The organism is Cellulophaga sp. HaHaR_3_176, assembly GCF_019021925.1.
Lineage (GTDB): Bacteria > Bacteroidota > Bacteroidia > Flavobacteriales > Flavobacteriaceae > Cellulophaga.
This window is the reverse complement of the sequence record NZ_CP058990.1, coordinates 131518-150038: the sequence shown is the minus strand read 5'-3', so window position 1 is coordinate 150038 and position 18521 is coordinate 131518. Positions and strand designations below refer to the sequence as shown.

Here is an 18521-nt window from a genome sequence, read left to right as displayed (position 1 = left end):
ATTACCACCATTTACCACTATTTACCACATTGTTAATAAATTCCTTCTTTTTAGGATATCTTACCCTTAAAAACTAGCTTTAAAAAAACTTACTCGATAAAATTGAAAAATTCATTCAACAAAAAACTTATTCTTTGCTGAACTTATTTTTAGTCTTAAAAACAAGTATGCTTTGATTCTAAGGAAATGTCTATATTTGTCGCAATACACATCAACCCACATTAATGAAAGAAGAGTTAATAACGGAAGGAAAATTTAAATATGTTGAAGTAGGCGAAGGCACTCCAATCATCATATTACACGGGCTAATGGGTGGTTTAAGTAACTTTGAAGGAGTGGTAGAACACTTTCCTTCAAAAGGATACAAGGTTCTAGTACCCGAATTACCTATTTACGACAAACCCCTTTTAAAAACTACCGTTAAAAGTTTTGCTAAATTTGTTGAAGATTTTATAAAACATAAAGACCTAGACAATGTTATTCTACTAGGCAACTCTTTAGGAGGACATATCGGATTATTACATACAAAACTATACCCTAAAAAAGTTAAAGCTTTAATTATTACAGGTAGCTCAGGCTTATATGAAAGTGCCATGGGAGATGGCTACCCAAGGAGAGGTGATTATGAGTTTATAAAAAAGAAAGCTCAAGATGTTTTTTACGATCCTGAAGTTGCTACGAAAGAAATTGTTGATGAAGTTTTTGCAACGATAAACGATCGAATCAAACTTGTTAAAACATTAGCAATTGCCAAAAGTGCTATTAGGCACAATATGGCTAAAGATTTACCTAAAATGAAGACTCCAACTTGTATTATTTGGGGTAAAAATGATAACGTGACTCCACCTGATGTTGCTGATGATTTTCATAAATTATTACCCGATTCAGATTTATTTTGGATTGACAAATGTGGACATGCTGCGATGATGGAACACCCAGATGAATTCAATAGAATTTTAGAATCTTGGCTTACATCTAGAAAATTATAAAAACATTTTTTGATATGAAAGTAAAGTCTGCTGACTTTGTAATGAGTAACTCTAACGTTACAAACTGCCCTAAAGACCCTATTGCGGAATATGCCTTTATTGGTCGCTCTAATGTTGGAAAATCTTCATTAATAAACATGTTAACGCAACGTAAAAGTTTAGCAAAAACATCTGGAAGACCAGGAAAAACACAACTTATCAATCATTTTAAAATTAATGATGATTGGTTTCTCGTAGATTTACCTGGCTATGGCTATGCAAGAGTATCAAAAAGAGATAAAAAAGTTTTTCAAAAATACATTACCGATTATTTTTTAGAAAGAAGACAACTTGTCTGTGCTTTTGTCTTAGTTGATATTAGACATGAACCTCAAAAGGTTGATTTAGAATTTATGGAATGGATGGGCGAAAACCAAATTCCGTTTTCTATAATTTTCACAAAAGCAGACAAGCTAAAACCAAACGTTATTGAAAAAAATGTTGAGCAATATATTCAGCAATTATTATCAAGTATTTGGGAAGAAGCACCTAACTATTTTATAACATCATCATCTAGCGGAATCGGACAAGAAGAAGTTTTAGGTTACATTGATGGAATGAACGAAAATTTTAAAAAAAATAATTGGGCTGATTTAATTTAATCTTTCCTTTAAAACATCAATTAAATCTTCTGAAGATTCAAGTAAATTCATTGTTTCTGTACTTACAAAAATCTGTAACCCACTTTTTGTTTGCGCTAAGACAACGGGTAAAGAATAACTTTTAGCATCAAGAGCTGAGAATGCTTCATGAAACTCATTTTTATGAAGAAAATCCATTTCAACAGTGGTACTTTTTCTGAATTTTTTCCACTCTTTATTCTCAGAAAAAACTCCAAAAGTTATATCACAAAGGCTACACTCATATGTACTAGGACTGAACACCTTATGCATACTATCCACTAAACCATTTATTTTACCTGAGTTTGCATTGTAAACAAAAAGTAATTTTTCGAAACCTTCATTCTCCATATTATTAACACTATTTTATCTTTACCTAAAAAAAACTACGACCTTATCATTATGAAAAAAATATTCCTATTCTTAATTTTCATTTTTCTATTTACGAGTTGTAAGTCTCAAAAAAACAGTATTGCTTACAGTTCTGAAACATTAAAAATTATACCTGTTTCAGAAAACTCATATATTCATATCAGTTATTTAGAAACTGATGATTTTGGAAAAGTAGCGTGTAATGGCCTTATTTTTATAAATAATAATGAAGCAGCTGTTTTTGACACTCCAACAAATTCAGAAGTAAGTATGGAATTAATTAAATGGATTGCAGAGGATAAAAAATGCGACATCACTTCTATCACCATCAATCATTTTCATGATGATTGCCTTGGCGGTCTTGATGCTTTTCACAAATTAGGCATACCCTCTTTTGCTAATAACAAAACAATTATACTAGCTAAAGAAAACGCAAGTAGTATACCTCAAATCGGATTTGATGATAAAATGGAAATTACCGTTGGAGAAAAAAAAGTAATTAACCATTTTATTGGCGAAGCACACACAAAAGATAACATTATAAGTTATGTACCTACTGATAATTTAATTTTTGGCGGTTGCATGGTAAAATCACTAAACGCCAGCAAAGGATATACTGGCGATGCTAATACAGCTGAATGGAGTAATACTATTAAAAAAATAAAAAAATATTACCCAAACGTTAACTTAGTAGTGCCTGGACACGGTGCCGCAGGAAATGAAAAACTATTAGACTACACCATTCAACTTTTTAAAGAACCTACTTTTTAAGTTCTAATTTTTCAGCAAAATAATCACAAAAATCTTTCATTGTTGCTGTCATTTTTTCATCTTGAGTAGCCTTCATAAAAGTATCTGATAAAGAAACTAAAGTCTGGTGAAAGAAAATTTTCATTTCATCAACAGGCATATCTTTTGTCCATAAATCTATTTTTAGAGACTCTTGATTTTTACTATCCCAAACAGATAATAACATTGCCTTCACTTCTTCATTATCAATTCCTCCATCTTGGGCCGACCAATTAAGCTCCTCAGGAACTCTGTTTTCATCTAAGCCTACTGTTAATGTTATTTTTGATGTATGTAATTTACTCATTACCTTTTCGGTTTATATTTTGATTTCTTAAAAATTTCTTCTGAAGGAATATTCAATAATTGCTGAACAGTAACTTCGTTATTTTCCATAAACGACCTCACTATTTGCCAACCAATATATCTACCTGTTCTTCCAGGAGACTCACTATCTAACTCTAACTGAAATTTTGAAAATGGAGCTGGATCAATAAATCGAGGTTGCAAAAGCTTATCTGTGCTATATAAAAGCTCTCTCTCTACAAAGTAACGCCACATTTGCTCTTCATTTACTCCTGCCCACTCTAATTGTTCTGGCGTATACACTATTCTTTGTGCCTCTGTCTGAAAAGGCATTATCTTATCTTTTAAATACAACTCTTTACCATAATATATTATATGATCTAAAAAAGTTCTTCCCTTTTCTCTAGGAAGCATTTGAAAGCAAAACTGACTTGCAACATCACTTACCAAATATTGTTTATCGAGACCCGTGGCAATATAACTTTGAAAACCTTTATAAAACTTATGATCTTCACCTAAGTAATTATCTAAACCTATAAGCAATAAAGAATCTGCTAAAATAACTCTATTAGCATAACCTACATCAGAAGTAAGTGTAACTACTTTTGGAGCCTTAAAATCAGGGAAGTAATATTTTATATGTTTGAATAAATTGAGTAAATCAACCTCTTCTTCTTCCAGATTAGAGAAAACCTTAGTCACTTCTTCATTCAATTCTTTCTGTATCGTATCTTTTAACTTTGCCTCCCATATACTATCAGGGTATTGACGTGGAAACAAATAAGGATATTGACTTTTAAGTTTCGGAATATCATTAGGCGTAGCATCAGCAAAAGCCTTATCAAACCTAGAAACTGTAATTTCCATTGGAATTTTAGCTATTTCATCAGCTGTTTTATCTTCATCGGCACAGCTATAAAACAAAGCTTGTGTCGTTATCAAAAGAATAAAAATTAACTTTTTCATATAAAGTAATTCTCTTTTAGTTTTATTTATTACCAGTTTGGCTCTATTTTTACAAAGCAAAGTTACTAGTTTTAAATGTAAAAAATACTGCAATGCAAACTGAAAAAGTAATAAATCATATTGTAGACTGGTTAAAAGAATATGCAGTCAATGCTAAAATGGAAGGTTTTGTTATTGGAATTTCTGGCGGAATCGATTCCGCCATTACCTCTACATTATGTGCCAAAACAGGATTAGAACTGCTATGTTTAGAAATGCCTATTCATCAAGCACCTAATCAAGTAGATAGAGCATCAAACCATATTGAATGGCTTCAAAAAAACTTTCCTAATGTAAAAAGACTACAGGTAAACCTTACACCAGTATTCGACTCATTAGTAGAGGCTATGCCAAAAGTAGATAATGAAGAAGAGCGATTTATGTCGCTTGCAAATACCCGTGCAAGACTGAGAATGACTAGTTTATACTATTTTGCCGCTTTAGAGCGTTATCTAGTAGCAGGCACTGGAAACAAGGTTGAAGATTTTGGCGTAGGATTTTACACCAAGTATGGCGATGGAGGTGTGGATTTAAGCCCTATTGCTGATCTTGTAAAAACAGAAGTTTGGGAAATTGGCAAAGCATTAGGCGTTAATGATGAAATTGTAAATGCCGCACCAACCGACGGCCTATGGGGAGATGACAGAACTGATGAAGACCAAATTGGAGCTTCGTACCCTGAGCTAGAATGGGCAATGGAAATGATCGATAAAGGTAAAACTGCTGATGATTTTTCAGGCAGAGAAAAAGAGGTTATTACTATCTATAAAAGGTTGAATAACGCAAACAAACATAAAATGAATCCAATACCTGTTTGTAAGATTCCAAATTCGTTAAAATAACCATTCACCTTAAAATCAAGTGAATAAATCGAAAAAATAACAAATATTGCAGTTTATCGATAAAAAAATATGACCTTTACAGTATAAATAAGATAAATATACTTTACATTGCATGTCAGAAATTTTTGGCATATTAGTTGTAAGTTGAGAATCAAGAAAAAATAAGTAAAATGATCAAAGTATTAATTGCGGATAATCATCCAGTAGTAAGAACAGGTATTAAATTTGTTTTAGATACCGCTTCTGATTTTAATGTAATAGCAGATGTTTCAACAACAACTGAGTTATTTGAAAAATTAGAAACTATTACACCGGATGTAGTGATGTTGGAGATGGATATACCTGAGATTAATGGAATAGCTACCCTGAGAAAAATAAAGTCAGAATACCCTGATGTAAAAGTTTTAATTTATAGCGGACAGTCTGAGGACGTTTACGCATTAAGTACAATTAGAGCTGGAGCATATGGTTACCTATCAAAAACAGCAGATTTAGATTATATTATTTCTGCAGTAAGAAAAGTAAGTAAAGGTGATATGTTTATTACAAATGAACTTGCTCAAAGACTTGCTTTTGATGAAGGAACTAAAAAACCAAGAAGGTTTTTCAGAAAACTTTCTAGTAGAGAAGTTGAGGTATTAAAAATGTTAGCTAGTGGCAAACGTAATAAAGACGTTGCTATCGGCCTTAATTTAAATGAAAAAACCGTAAGTACTTACAAGGCTAGATTAATGCGTAAGCTTAATGTAGATAACCTAGTAGACTTATTACAACAAGCTAAAGCTTTAGAGCTTTACTAAGTTTTAATCTTATTTAAAATAAAAAAGCCTAGCAAATGCTAGGCTTTTTTATTTTATTACTTAATTGATTATGACAACACTCTATTCAATTTTTTATTTAAAAGTGTATTTAATTGAATATAATTCATAATCTCCTCTAAGATTTCCCTATTATCATTATCAACAACTTTTGTTTCTTCTTGTAAAGAATGAATTCTACGTTTTACTAAATAACAGCGTAATGTTAATATAGTTTCACTAGCCAACTGTGCTATTGTTTTTTCCTTTTCTTTTGGGTAAATATCTTTTCTAGCCCAATCATGCAAAATGTATTTTTCTTCTTCCATTAATATGGAAGATATTTCAGATACCATATCTTGCTCTAAAGGTGCTATAAACTTATTGATACTAAACTCTTCATCTTGATTTAATGCCTCAATTAAAACTTTATAGATATTTCTGAAATTTTCATTACTCAATTCAATCTCATCATCTTGAAGATCTAAAAATATTTTTTCATAGACTTTTGCTTCTAAAACTTCTGGCTCTAGTTCTAAATCTCCTTTTTCATTTTCTTTTAGCACCAAATCTTCAAACTCTTGTGCCAAATTACCATAAAGCAATAAAATTTCAATAATCTTACGCTCTAACTCAAACTGAACATCTACTTTTTGGTTTGTTGTTTCATTTTTTACTACATCAAATGCTTTTGCTGGTTCAGGTTTTTGTTGCTTTATCGCAGCAGCATTATCTTTATTTCCAATCTGAGCTAGTGTATTAAATAATACTGCTTCAGAAATATTCATAATACTTGCACATTCTTGAATATAAATTTCTTTCTGAATACGATCTGGTATTTTAGAAATACTATTTACAATATCGCGAACAGTATCAGCCCTTTTAATAGGGTCATTAGCTGATTCATTAAATAATAATGATGCCTTAAATTGAATGAAATCTTTGGAGTTTTCTTTCAAATATTCCAAAACATCATCTAAGCTATTATTTTTAGAAAAACTATCTGGATCTTCTCCTTCTGGAAAAGAACAAACCTTTACATTCATTCCTTGCTCCAAAATAAGATCTATACCACGCAGAGAAGCTCGTAAACCAGCTGCGTCACCATCAAATAAAACTGTAATGTTTTTAGTAAGTCTATTAATTAATCGTATCTGTTCGGGTGTTAAAGCAGTACCACTAGATGCTACTACATTTTCAATTCCTCGTTGATGAAACTGTATAACATCAGTATACCCTTCTACTAGGTAGCAATTATCTTCTTTTGCAATAGCCTGTTTTGCATGGTAAATACCATACAACACCTTGCTCTTGTGATAAATATCGCTTTCTGGAGAGTTTAAATATTTTGCTGCTTTCTTATCATTAGTTAAAATACGTCCTCCAAAACCTAATACACGACCACTTAAGGATTGAATAGGAAACATCACACGCGCTTTAAAACGGTCAAATTTTCGAGAATTTGCAAGATTAGCCGTATCTTCTTTTACAATGGTTAGCCCCGTTTCTGATAAATACTTTATTTGATATCCTTTTTCTAGTGCTGCGTTGGTAAAAGAGTCCCAATTATCTAAACAATACCCTAAAGAGAATTTCTTAATAGTTTCATCTGTAAAACCGCGTTCTTTAAAATAACTTAAACCGATAGCCTTACCTAATTCACTTTCCCAAAGTATTTCTGAAAAATATTTTTGTGCATACTCAGAAACCAAATACATGCTTTCTCTTTCGTCTGCTTGTACTTTCTGCTCATCACTCTGCTCCGTCTCTTCTATCTCTATATTATACTTTTTAGCTAAAAATTTTATTGCCTCAGGGTATGTAAAATGTTCATGCTCCATTAAAAAAGCAACTACATTACCGCCTTTACCACTACTAAAATCTTTCCAGATTTGCTTTACAGGTGAAACCATAAAACTTGGCGAACGTTCATCTGTAAAGGGACTTAATCCTTTAAAATTAGATCCTGATTTTTTTAACTGAACAAAATCGCCGATAACCTCCTCTAAACGAGCAGTTTCATAAACTTGATCTATTGTTGTTTTAGAAATCAATTTAAAAAAGGTTTTAACTATTGATAATAAAGACTTTGAACCTGTAAATATAATTATAAAAATAAAGCCATCACGGTTTACAGGGATTGCTTTTTCACTATTGCAAGGGTTTTAGAAACTTCTCATTTAACGCAACTTTGTACCAGAAATAAAAAACAAATAATCAATTAACTTTTAAAAACAGAAATTATGATCTGGGGAATTACATTAGTATTATTAAGTATCATCGCAGTACCATCTTTAATTTTAGCTAAAAAACCAAACGCTAAAGAACTTTTAGAAAAAGTAGAACCTTACCAAGCTTGGATCGGTGCTTTATTTTGCTTTTGGGGAATATGGGGAATAATAACTGCTATATTAAATATTGGATGGCTTACAGCAGCTCCTATCTGGTGGGTTACTTTCTTAGCTGGAAATGTTGTTTCAGCAGCATTAGGATTCATGTTAGGTTTTGGATTAATTAACAAATATGTTTTATCTAAAAACGAAGGTGCTAAAGAAAAAGCAGATGCTTTAAGAGCTAAAATAGCTCCAAAACAAGGAAAACTAGGTGTTGTTGGTATTATCGTAGGTGTTTGGATGATCATAGCATCTTTCTTATTCTCTGTATAAAAACTCTTTTACTAAAAGTAAAAATAGAAACATGAAAAAACATTTTTTAAACATTTTCATATTACTAATAACGATAACAACAATGGCGCAAACGACTTCACCAAGCATAAGTGTTAACGGGTCAACGACACACACCATTAAGCCTACATTTAATGCTAAAATGATTCTTAGCTTAAATAATGTGTATTACGATGCTCCTGGGACAACTTTTCCAGAATTAAAAGAAAGCTATTTAGCTACTTTAGAAAAGAACGGTATTGATCTTAAAGCATTGAAAGAAGACAAGTTTGCTTATGAACTCTTACGCTATGAAAAGGAAGGTACTTACTTTGAGTTTAAAACCACTTCTATAGAAACGCTTGAGAAGTTTATTTCAGTAAAAGCATTTGGTGTATCACAATCAGATTCTAGCTTTGAGTATACCTTAACGGATGATGAGATAGCAATGTATGCAAAAGAAGCGTATGACAATGCTAAAGCAAAGGCAGAGGCTATCGCAAAGAAAATAGATCGCAAAGTGGGTAAAGCAATATATATCCACGATAATAATCTCAATAAAATATCAGAGTCACTTTATTATGGTTCTGATTTCTCAAAAAGAGACTACCAAATATCGGTTTCTTTCGAACTTTTATAACTTTTTAGTTGGTTGTTTACGAAGAAGGCCTTGTTTATTTTATTTGTATCACAAATTTTCTTTTCAAGCTATAAACAAGGTTCTTCTTCTATTTTTAATTTGGTATTAAATCATGTTTTATATTTGAGTTTAAAACAAATAATATGATTCTATTTTTTGGAACTAGACAAGGTAAAACTTCTTTAAAGAAATTAGACTCAATTAGTTGCCCATACTGCAAGCAATTAAACACATTAACTTTAATTGAAAGCTCTAACTATTTTCATGTTTTTTGGATAAAATTATTCAAATTATCATCTCACAAAATTGCAGAATGCTCTCATTGTAAAAGAGCATATTATGAGAATGAATTTACTCATGAAATGAAACAAAAAACTATTAATTAAAAAAGCCAAGACATAGTCTTGGCTTTTTTAATTTTAATCTAAATCAAATCGGAGTCCTAATGAGACATTTCTTTGTTCTACTATTGCATCTTTAAAAATAGGGTTCAGATCATATTTCACGTACAATTGAGTACCTCCAAAACCTGCATAAGCACTCAATCCATAAATTAAATTACTTGTATTATATCCTCGTTTTAATTTATCTTTTACCTTATCACCATCAATTTCATACTTCAATTTTTGGCGTGTGCTTAAATTAAAACCTCCATACCCTCCAATACCGAAACGGAATTTTTTGTACACATCATATCTAATCGTTTTATCTGTTTTTGTTAATTTAGATGGACCAAATTCAAAATGAATAGGAAATACCAAATTATCCATACGTAGTTTCGATTTATCTAAATCGTATTGAAACTCTTCTAATATAGTTTGTCCATTATTAACTACAAAATATTGATTATCTTTTGCTTTTAACCCATTAAATTGAAAAGAGAACCCATAATTAAACCTCATGAAGTTAGTATTTTTAAATACTCGTGTTCTCCATTGCCACCCCATTTCAAAAAATCGACTGCCTCCTATTTCATATGGCGAATCATCTAAAGATTGGTTATCAATAATTGCATTATTCAAACCAACAGCTATAACAAAATCTGAAGAAGTACGTCTATCATATTGCAACTTATTTTTATTTTCATCCGAATCTATTTTTAAACCAAACAACCTGTCATCTCCACCATCTTTTGATCCAAAATTAATCTCAACTTTTGATCCAGTAGGCAAAACTAACATACGGTCTCCATTACGTTCTAAAAGTGCAATTTCATTATCTACTATACTTAATCTATTTTCAATATTTAAAGCTCGTTTTTTTGCCGCATCTTCTTTCAATTGTTGTGCTTCTTTTTCTGTAATTTCTTTAGTATCAACACGCTTCATTATTGAAGCAACTTCTGCTTTAAGCGCCTCCTTTTCCTGTAATGTTATTTCTGATTTTAAATTATTTAAATTAATGATTTTACTTTTATAGTCTTCTTGTCCCAATACATTTTGCGTCAAAAAACCAAAGTATAGTATTGCGATATATAGTATATTTATTTTCATGTGGTGATTATTTTTGATTATTAATTAATGAACAAACCCCTCCCTGCTCCTTTTCTAAATACAGCTGATATCAGAAAAGAAAAAAAGTATTATAATATGTATTGATTTTAGTTATTGCGATCTGCAACTGCAGTTCTTACTTTAAAAAACCCTTCTTTCAATGTATCAAATAAATGATCTCTTAAAGATTTATCCAATTCATTTTCAGCTTCATCTAATAAAGCCATTGCATCTACTTTATTTGATGTGTCTTTAAAAATTTTATTCGCTAGTATTTCTCGCTCAGCTTTTCTTAATAACTCATCTATCTCTGTATCAGAAACTACCGAATTATTAGATTCCAAAGCATTTACTTGCGCAACAAGATCTTTAATTTTCAATTTAATGATTTCATCTTTATCGAAAACATTTTCGTTAACTCCTTTAATTACACTATCATCTTTCAATACTGTTTTTGCAATTCCAGAATTAGAAGTAACAACAGTGCTCTTTGAATTTTGTTCTTTATTTTTCAGCACCTCTATTTCTTTTTTATCTTCTAAAACAATTGCATTTAAAGGATCATCCTTACTTTTATTAGCTACAGGCGGTAAAACAAATTGCTCTATTGGCGCCTCCAACTCTTTTCTTTTCTCTTTATTTTCATTTACAATACTCGTTTCAGGAAGATTTATATTGCTCTCTGTTTCTATAAAAATGATAAAAGAAGCAATTAACAACCCTATAAGACAAGCTGCAACAGCATACCAAGCAAAACCTTTTGATTTTTTTTCTTGGGAAGATGTTATTTGCCCAGAAATTTTACCCCAAGCATTAGCAGATGGCTTTATCTCACGACCATCTAATTTCTCTTTTATATGTTCTTCAAATTTAATTGGTGCCATAACCTAATATATTTTGTTTTTTTAACTGCTCTTGCAACAGCTTTCTAGCTTTAAACAACTGAGATTTTGAAGTGCCTTCTGTTATCTGCAACATTTCAGCAATTTCAGCATGCTTATATCCTTCTACTGCATATAAAACGAATACCATTTTATAACCTTCTGGTAGTCTATCTATCAACATTTGAATTTGCTCTACATCTATTTCTGATGAAAAATAATCGTGACTTTGTGAGTTTCTCTCAAAAACATCATCATCAAAAACTACAAATTGTTTTTTTCTCAAATAAGTTATTGATTCGCGAATCATTATTCTTCTAATCCATCCTTCAAAACTTCCTTCAAACTTAAAGGTGTCTAAATATTTAAATACCTTCACAAAACTTGTCACCATAACATCTTCAGCAAAATCAGCATCTTTTATATATTGCCGACAAACACTCAACATTTTTGGCGCATGCTTTTCATATAAATGCTTTTGAGCATCTGAGTTACCAGAAATCGCCTTTTTTATAAGGTTTTTTTCATTTGTATAAAAAGAAATAATTTTCAATTTTAATATGGTGTTGGTTTCTATTAAGGTAGACGAGAGATACTTTAAAATGGTTGCCTGAAATTATTATTTATTTTAAAATAAATAAACAACACACTAATTTTTAAGAAAATAAAGTTTAATTATTTTTTTCGCTCAACGACATAATTAACCATTAATTCTAATGATTTTTTATATTCTGAGTCAGGATAGCGAGATAAAAGTTCTAATGCATCATCCCTAAAAGAAAGCATTTTTGAAACCGCATACTCCAAACCTCCATTATCTTTCACAAAGGCTATAACCTCTTTTACCCTCTTTTTATCTTTATTATGATTTTTAATTGAATTGATTACCCACTTTTTATCCTTTTTTGAACAGTTATTCAAAACATGAATAAGGGGTAATGTCATTTTTTGTTCTTTAATATCAATACCTGTTGGTTTACCTATTTGAGCTCCACCGTAATCAAACAAATCATCTTTAATCTGAAATGCCATACCGCAATATTCTCCAAATTTTCTAAAAACCTCTATATCTTCAGAATCTGGTTTCACAGAGCAAGCACCCAAACTACAGCATGCAGCAATTAGAGTTGCCGTTTTTTGTCGGATAATTTCATAATAAATAGCTTCTGTAATATCTAATCTTCTTGCTTTTTCAATTTGCAATAACTCGCCTTCGCTCATTTCACGAACTGCAACAGATATTATTTTAAGTAAATCAAAATCGTTATTATCAATAGACAATAACAAACCTTTAGATAACAAATAATCACCTACTAATACTGCAATCTTATTTTTCCAAAGCGCATTTATCGAAAAAAAACCTCTTCTTTTATTACTTTCATCAACAACATCATCATGTACTAAAGTAGCAGTATGTATCAACTCAATTACAGATGCACCCCTATACGTTCGCTCATTAACAGCACCATTATTTAACAATTTAGCTGTTAAAAAAACAAACATAGGACGCATTTGCTTCCCTTTTCTATTTACTATATAATGTGTAATCCTATTTAATAAGGCGACCTTGGAAGTCATAGATTCATAAAACTTTTTTTCAAAAAGTTCCATCTCTATATTAATCGGTTCTTTTATTTGAGCTACAATTTTCACAAAAAATAATCCTGTAGTTATGCCTTAATTCGGTTCTATGTAAAATTAGATAAAAAATACAAGCTGTACAGGCCGCAACAACTTTAATTTAACCAAAATTCAATTTTATAAAGCCACCCCTGATTTCAGGGATAATAATTTCGCTAACGCTAGGGATTTACGCTAACATATTATAATCTATATTTGTAGAAATTAATAACAATTAAACATTTTAAAATGAAGAAAAAATTTATTGTATCGTTAGCTATTCTGTTAGTTGGAGGTTTAAGCGCTACACAAGCTCAGAAATTGAAAAAATTTGGTAGCTCGGTAGAAAAAAAGATAGGACCTAAAACTATTCAAGTTCCTTACACTGATGTAATTTCTTATTTAGGATATGCTGAAGCAGGCAATGAAGACGAAGTTAAAGACAACAAGAAATTTTATTATATTTATGTGTGGGTACCATTAGCAGCTCCTGAATTAGGTGTGCGTATGGTTTCTCCAACAGATGGTAAAACTAAAGGTGCTATAGCTTCAAAAGAATATACTGAAAATGCTAGTTCAGAAGATTATTTTGACACTTACATTACACTTGAGCGTTCTGACATTGTTTCTAGCGACGGAATAACTGAAGATGGTGCAAAAAGCGCTAACTGGGTTACTTTAGAAAGAAATGATGATAGTTCTGAAATGCCAAAACAACCTAGTGGAAGTAGCTACAACTCTTTACTTAGATACAAAAGTGAAGTAAGTAACCCTACAAAAGCAATTACTGCTGGTTTATATAGAGTAGGTTTTACTACTTATAAAACTGGAGAAGTTAAAGGAACTTTTATGGCTGAAGTTGCTTCGCCAATAAAATTACCTGGTGTAGTTATGGCTAAAACAATTGAAGAATTGAATGCTAAGATTGCTGAGTAATTACAGCTTTAATAAATACTAAAAAAGGGTTGCTCAATGAGCAACCCTTTTTTTTATGATTTATTGGCTAATTGGCCGCAAGCGGCATCAATATCTTTACCTCTAGATCGACGAACAGTAACTGCTATATTATGGTTTTCAAGTGTATTTACATACATATCAATCGCCTCATTAGAAGCTTGTTGAAACTCACCATCATCGATAGGATTATACTCTATTAAATTTACTTTAGATGGTGCAAATTTGCAAAAATCAACAAGTGCATTCACATCGCTTTGAGAATCATTAATCCCTTTCCAAACGACATACTCATAAGTAATTCTACTTTTTGTTTTAGAATACCAATACTGCAGAGACTCTCTTAAATCTACCAATGTGAAATTTGCATTAAAAGGCATTATCGATGTTCTAATTTCATCAACAGCAGAATGTAATGACACGGCTAGCTTAAATTTAACCTCATCATCTGCCATTTTACGAATCATTTTAGGTACACCTGAAGTAGAAACTACAATTCGCTTTGGAGACATACCTAAGCCTTCTGGAGAAGTGATTTTATCAATCGCTTTAAGTACATTGTTGTAATTCATTAAAGGCTCTCCCATACCCATAAAAACAATATTACTTAATGGTCTATTAAAGTACAATCGACTTTCATTATCAATTGCTACAACTTGATCATAAATTTCATCTGGGTTTAAGTTACGCATACGCTTTAAACGAGATGTTGCACAAAACTTACAATCTAAGCTACAACCTACTTGACTTGAAACACAAGCCGTAGTTCTTGTTTTTGTGGGTATCAAAACAGATTCAACTATTAAATCATCATGTAAGCGAACAGCGTTTTTAATAGTACCATCATTACTGCGCTGCATAACATCAACCTTAATATGGTTGATTACAAAGTTGCTTTCTAACATATCTCTAGTTTCTTTAGATATATTAGTCATAGCTTCAAAAGAATGCGCTGCTTTTTGCCACAACCACTCATATACTTGGTTGCCTCTAAAAGCTTTGTCTCCGTTATTTACAAAAAATTCACGCAATTGCTCTTTGGTAAGTGCTCGTATGTCTTTCTTTTTTACTGTATCCACTTTATTAAAGATAAGTGTTATTAAAAACAAATCCCGCTAGTCTAAAATAAAAGTAGAACTAAAGCGGGATTTTTATGATGTTTGAATGATATTAGATAATCAACATTGCATCTCCGTAAGAGTAAAACTTGTAACTCTCTAAGATTGCTTCTTTGTATGCTTTTTTCATAAGGTCATGCCCCATAAATGCTGAAACCATCATCAATAATGTAGATTTTGGTAAATGAAAATTTGTTACCATACAGTTTGCTATACTAAAATCGTAAGGAGGGAAAATAAATTTATTTGTCCAACCTTCATATGTGTTTAATGTATGGTGAGATGAAACACCACTTTCTAAACCACGCATTGCAGTAGTTCCGACAGCACAAATTCTTCTCTTTTCTTTTATTGCGTTATTAACGATCTCTGTAGCTTTCTCATCGATAATTAACTCTTCGCTATCCATTTTGTGCTTAGATAAATCTTCAACCTCTACAGGATTAAACGTACCTAAACCTACATGTAATGTCAACTCAGCAAAATCAACTCCTTTAATTTCTAAGCGTTTTAATAAATGCTTAGAAAAATGCAAACCAGCAGTTGGTGCCGCTACAGCTCCTTCATGCTTTGCATAAATTGTTTGGTAACGATCAGCATCTTCTGCTTCTGTTTCCCTTTTAATATATTTTGGAAGAGGAGTATCTCCTAATTCTTTTAGTTTTCTTCTAAAGTCAGTGTAAGAACCATCATATAAAAAACGAAGTGTTCTTCCTCTAGATGTTGTATTGTCAATTACTTCAGCTACTAATGTATCGTCATCACCAAAATAAAGTTTGTTACCAATTCTAATTTTACGAGCAGGATCTACTAAAACATCCCAAAGGCGTTGCTCTTCATTTAATTCTCTTAACAAAAATACTTCAATACGAGCTCCTGTCTTTTCTTTATTACCGTACAATCTAGCTGGGAAAACTTTTGTATTGTTTAATACCATGACATCACCTTCATCAAAATAATTGATAAGGTCTTTGAACATTTTATGCTCAATTTTACCTGTCTCTCTATGAATTACCATTAGCTTGGACTCATCCCTGTTTTCTGCAGGATATTCCGCTAAAAGTTCTTCTGGAAGCTCAAAATTAAATCCGGATAATTTCATGTATTATTTTTTTGTTATTGTTAATGCGGCTGCAAAGATACAATCCTGAATAGGGGGTTGTCAAGTAAAACGCCTTTTATCTTTAAATTATATTAGTTCAACGGTTTAACACCAATTTGAACTTGTTCCATATCTGTCCAAAAATCAGGATAAGATTTAGAAACTACCCCTGCATCGTTTATAATTATTGATGTTTTAAAAGCAAGTGGCGCAAAGGCCATTGCCATTCTATGATCGTTATACGTATCAATAGAAATATCTGCATTTATAACTGATGTAGGCTGTAATGTCAAATCTTTATCTGTAACTAATATAGAAGCTCCTAGTTTTGACAACTCTATATACAAGGCTTCTAATCTATCAGTTTCTTTAATTTTCAGTGTATGTAAACCTGTTAGGTAACATCCTATACCTAGCCCTAAACAAGTGACAGATATTGTTTGTGCAATATCTGGTGCATTAGCTAAGTCCCACTCCAAAACCTCTATTTGTGGTTTTTTCACTTTATGAAGTTCAATTTTATTATTTATAAAAACGGTATCTACACCAAATTCTTTATAAATTTCTGCTAACACACTATCTCCCTGTAGGCTATTTTGCTTGTAAGCCGACAGCGTAAACTTAGAACCAACTTCTGACAAAGCTGCTATACTATAAAAATATGATGCCGAACTCCAATCTGACTCTACTACTAAAGTTTGGTTTTCAACTGTCTTTTTTGAATGTACTTTGATACTGTTTCCTTCAAAAGAGTTTTTTATTCCTAATTGTGTTAAAAGAGCTAATGTCATTTTAATGTAAGGAACTGAGGTTATTTTACCTACCAACTCTAGCTCTATTCCATTTTCTAAACTTGGAGCAGTTAACAATAAAGCCGAAATATATTGACTACTAATATTTGCGGGAAGTGATACTTTATTTTTATTTATTTTTTTTCCTGTAATTTTTATTGGAGGATATCCTTCATTTTTTACATAACTAATTTCAGCTCCTAATTCTCTTAAAGCATCTACCAAAACTTTGATAGGACGCTCCGTCATACGTTGAGAACCTGTTAAAATAACATTTTTCCCTTCTTGAGTTGCAAAATAAGCTGTTAAAAAACGCATTGCAGTACCTGCATGATGTATATCTACCTCACCATTTTCAATACCTAAACCTTTTGCCATTACCTGAGCATCGTCAGAATTAGATACGTTTTCTATCTTAATGTTTGAATACAAAGCTTGTAATAATAAAATTCTGTTAGACTCACTTTTAGAGCCGGTTACTTTAATATTTGCTTGTATATGATTGCTCTCTGGCGATGTTAAATGTAATTTCAATGCAGTATGGTTTAGAAAATTTCTAGTCTCGAAAAATTAAGTGGTAAATATACTACTATTTCAACTTTTTATTATTGTGATGCCTATCATGATCACGCTTTGTTTTTAAATCTAACTTTTTATCAAAAGCTTGTTGTAAATCTATTCCTGTTTGGTTCGCCAAACACAAAACAACGAACATGACATCAGCTAATTCTTCTCCTAGATCTTTATTTTTATCTGATTCTTTTTCGCTTTGCTCACCATACCTACGTGCTATTATACGTGCAACCTCACCAACCTCTTCAGTTAGTTGTGCCATATTTGTTAATTCATTGAAGTAACGAACACCATGTTCTTTTATCCAATTATCAACCTCTTGTTGTGCGTTAGAAATATTCATGTATTTAGATTTTAGACAAAACTACTTTTTCTGTTTGTTTTTCAACGAATAGTCTATAAAAATCTTTTAATGCAGCATATGTTTCTGTACCAAAAATAGACGTATTTATAGATGTAGATACTATTGTTGTTATAAGATTAGCACTTACCGAAACATTATATTTAAACATTCCTTTTTCATCTGGTAACCCTAGAACAATTGACTTAGGGTAAGAATCAACCTTATATCCTTCTGGAATTTCAATATGAATTTTTCCTTTTTCCGTTTTTGGATATACAAAATCTATTAGATAATTTCTTGTTTCTAACTTAAACGGATTTTCATTCGTTGTTTTAAATAGCATTGGTGACAAATATATTTTATCACCTACCAAATTATAAGTAACCGCTTTTAGGCTTCTTAATTTTTCTCTAACTGATCCTCCATTTTTATATATAACAACTCTGATTTTGTTACATAATCGAAACGTTCTTTATTATATATCTTTATTCTTTCATGAATTGAGGTTTGAATCTGAAAACCTTTATCGTTTACGTATTCATATTTCAAATCAACCTCTCTATATATAACCGCTGCTATGGCTG

At 31.3% G+C, this 18521-nt stretch carries 22 protein-coding genes; 9 read left to right on the top strand and 13 right to left on the bottom strand.

What is annotated here, in order from left to right; genetic code table 11:
* Positions 1-224 precede the first annotated feature (224 nt).
* Both H0I23_RS00680 and yihA read left to right on the top strand, forming a co-directional pair.
* Positions 225-989 (top strand): alpha/beta fold hydrolase, encoded by a 765-nt coding sequence (locus H0I23_RS00680; RefSeq protein WP_216784556.1) that lies wholly within the window; start codon positions 225-227, stop codon positions 987-989.
* Positions 990-1003: 14 nt separating this feature from the next.
* On the top strand, positions 1004-1630 hold the full coding sequence (gene yihA / locus H0I23_RS00675) for a ribosome biogenesis GTP-binding protein YihA/YsxC (protein ID WP_216784555.1): 627 nt from the start codon (positions 1004-1006) through the stop codon (positions 1628-1630).
* Here yihA and H0I23_RS00670 read toward each other — a convergent pair.
* Positions 1622-1999, bottom strand: a complete 378-nt coding sequence (locus H0I23_RS00670; protein ID WP_216784554.1) for a GTPase — start codon at positions 1997-1999, stop codon at positions 1622-1624. The genes yihA and H0I23_RS00670 overlap by 9 nt on opposite strands.
* A 51-nt stretch (positions 2000-2050) precedes the next feature.
* Here H0I23_RS00670 and bla point away from each other — a divergent pair, with 51 nt between their 5' ends.
* Positions 2051-2791 carry a subclass B1 metallo-beta-lactamase gene (gene bla / locus H0I23_RS00665; RefSeq protein WP_216784553.1) on the top strand — a complete coding sequence of 247 codons (741 nt, stop codon included), beginning with the start codon at positions 2051-2053 and terminating at the stop codon, positions 2789-2791.
* Here the strand turns inward: bla and gldC are convergent.
* Together gldC and gldB are read right to left on the bottom strand one after the other, a co-directional pair.
* Complete coding sequence (gldC, locus tag H0I23_RS00660) at positions 2781-3116, bottom strand: gliding motility protein GldC (protein ID WP_216784552.1); 336 nt, start codon at positions 3114-3116, stop codon at positions 2781-2783. The two genes, bla and gldC, sit on opposite strands and share 11 nt — an antisense overlap.
* Positions 3116-4081: a gliding motility lipoprotein GldB gene (gene gldB, locus H0I23_RS00655; protein ID WP_216784551.1), complete on the bottom strand. Its 966-nt coding sequence runs from the start codon at positions 4079-4081 to the stop codon at positions 3116-3118. Before gldB ends, gldC begins: the two co-directional genes overlap by 1 nt.
* 92 nt (positions 4082-4173) lie before the next feature.
* Here gldB and nadE point away from each other — a divergent pair, with 92 nt between their 5' ends.
* Both nadE and H0I23_RS00645 read left to right on the top strand, forming a co-directional pair.
* Complete coding sequence (gene nadE / locus H0I23_RS00650; protein WP_216784550.1) at positions 4174-4962, top strand: NAD(+) synthase; 789 nt, start codon at positions 4174-4176, stop codon at positions 4960-4962.
* Between the two features lie 170 nt (positions 4963-5132).
* The gene (locus H0I23_RS00645; protein WP_216784549.1) at positions 5133-5762 is read left to right on the top strand and encodes a response regulator transcription factor; all 630 of its coding nucleotides are present in this window, start codon (positions 5133-5135) and stop codon (positions 5760-5762) included.
* Positions 5763-5830: 68 nt separating this feature from the next.
* On the opposite strand, the gene dnaG is transcribed toward H0I23_RS00645, so the two are convergent.
* Positions 5831-7813: a DNA primase gene (gene dnaG / locus H0I23_RS00640; RefSeq protein WP_216784548.1), complete on the bottom strand. Its 1983-nt coding sequence runs from the start codon at positions 7811-7813 to the stop codon at positions 5831-5833.
* Between the two features lie 189 nt (positions 7814-8002).
* Here dnaG and H0I23_RS00635 point away from each other — a divergent pair, with 189 nt between their 5' ends.
* The 3 genes from H0I23_RS00635 to H0I23_RS00625 all read left to right on the top strand — a co-directional run bounded on the left by H0I23_RS00635 (position 8003) and on the right by H0I23_RS00625 (position 9448).
* Positions 8003-8425: a hypothetical protein gene (locus tag H0I23_RS00635; RefSeq protein ID WP_216784547.1), complete on the top strand. Its 423-nt coding sequence runs from the start codon at positions 8003-8005 to the stop codon at positions 8423-8425.
* A 31-nt stretch (positions 8426-8456) separates the two neighbouring features.
* On the top strand, positions 8457-9062 hold the full coding sequence (locus H0I23_RS00630; RefSeq protein WP_216784546.1) for an SIMPL domain-containing protein: 606 nt from the start codon (positions 8457-8459) through the stop codon (positions 9060-9062).
* 143 nt (positions 9063-9205) lie between these two features.
* Positions 9206-9448: a zinc-ribbon domain-containing protein gene (locus H0I23_RS00625; RefSeq protein ID WP_216784545.1), complete on the top strand. Its 243-nt coding sequence runs from the start codon at positions 9206-9208 to the stop codon at positions 9446-9448.
* Between the two features lie 33 nt (positions 9449-9481).
* Here the strand turns inward: H0I23_RS00625 and H0I23_RS00620 are convergent, their stop codons facing one another.
* The 4 genes from H0I23_RS00620 to H0I23_RS00605 form a co-directional block, all read right to left on the bottom strand.
* Positions 9482-10555, bottom strand: coding sequence for a hypothetical protein (locus H0I23_RS00620; RefSeq protein ID WP_216784544.1), 1074 nt, complete (start codon positions 10553-10555; stop codon positions 9482-9484).
* Positions 10556-10662: 107 nt separating this feature from the next.
* Positions 10663-11439, bottom strand: coding sequence for a hypothetical protein (locus H0I23_RS00615; RefSeq protein WP_216784543.1), 777 nt, complete (start codon positions 11437-11439; stop codon positions 10663-10665).
* The gene (locus H0I23_RS00610; RefSeq protein ID WP_216784542.1) at positions 11426-11989 is read right to left on the bottom strand and encodes an RNA polymerase sigma factor; all 564 of its coding nucleotides are present in this window, start codon (positions 11987-11989) and stop codon (positions 11426-11428) included. The genes H0I23_RS00615 and H0I23_RS00610 overlap by 14 nt, the downstream gene beginning before the upstream one ends.
* A 122-nt stretch (positions 11990-12111) precedes the next feature.
* Positions 12112-13089: a polyprenyl synthetase family protein gene (locus H0I23_RS00605; RefSeq protein WP_216784541.1), complete on the bottom strand. Its 978-nt coding sequence runs from the start codon at positions 13087-13089 to the stop codon at positions 12112-12114.
* 216 nt (positions 13090-13305) lie between these two features.
* Between H0I23_RS00605 and H0I23_RS00600 the strand changes: the two genes are divergently transcribed.
* Positions 13306-13992 carry a Lipl32 family lipoprotein gene (locus H0I23_RS00600; RefSeq protein ID WP_216784540.1) on the top strand — a complete coding sequence of 229 codons (687 nt, stop codon included), beginning with the start codon at positions 13306-13308 and terminating at the stop codon, positions 13990-13992.
* Positions 13993-14045: 53 nt separating this feature from the next.
* On the opposite strand, the gene rlmN is transcribed toward H0I23_RS00600, so the two are convergent.
* The 5 genes from rlmN to H0I23_RS00575 all read right to left on the bottom strand — a co-directional run bounded on the left by rlmN (position 14046) and on the right by H0I23_RS00575 (position 18280).
* Positions 14046-15089: a 23S rRNA (adenine(2503)-C(2))-methyltransferase RlmN gene (rlmN, locus tag H0I23_RS00595; protein WP_216784539.1), complete on the bottom strand. Its 1044-nt coding sequence runs from the start codon at positions 15087-15089 to the stop codon at positions 14046-14048.
* 91 nt (positions 15090-15180) lie between these two features.
* Entirely contained in the window at positions 15181-16230 is a 1050-nt protein-coding gene (gene queA, locus H0I23_RS00590) for a tRNA preQ1(34) S-adenosylmethionine ribosyltransferase-isomerase QueA (protein ID WP_216784538.1), read from the bottom strand.
* A 92-nt stretch (positions 16231-16322) separates the two neighbouring features.
* Entirely contained in the window at positions 16323-17555 is a 1233-nt protein-coding gene (gene aroA / locus H0I23_RS00585; RefSeq protein WP_216784537.1) for a 3-phosphoshikimate 1-carboxyvinyltransferase, read from the bottom strand.
* 55 nt (positions 17556-17610) lie between these two features.
* Positions 17611-17937: a nucleotide pyrophosphohydrolase gene (locus H0I23_RS00580; protein WP_216784536.1), complete on the bottom strand. Its 327-nt coding sequence runs from the start codon at positions 17935-17937 to the stop codon at positions 17611-17613.
* Positions 17938-17941: 4 nt separating this feature from the next.
* Complete coding sequence (locus H0I23_RS00575; protein WP_216784535.1) at positions 17942-18280, bottom strand: hypothetical protein; 339 nt, start codon at positions 18278-18280, stop codon at positions 17942-17944.
* Between the last annotated feature and the right edge of the window lie 241 nt (positions 18281-18521).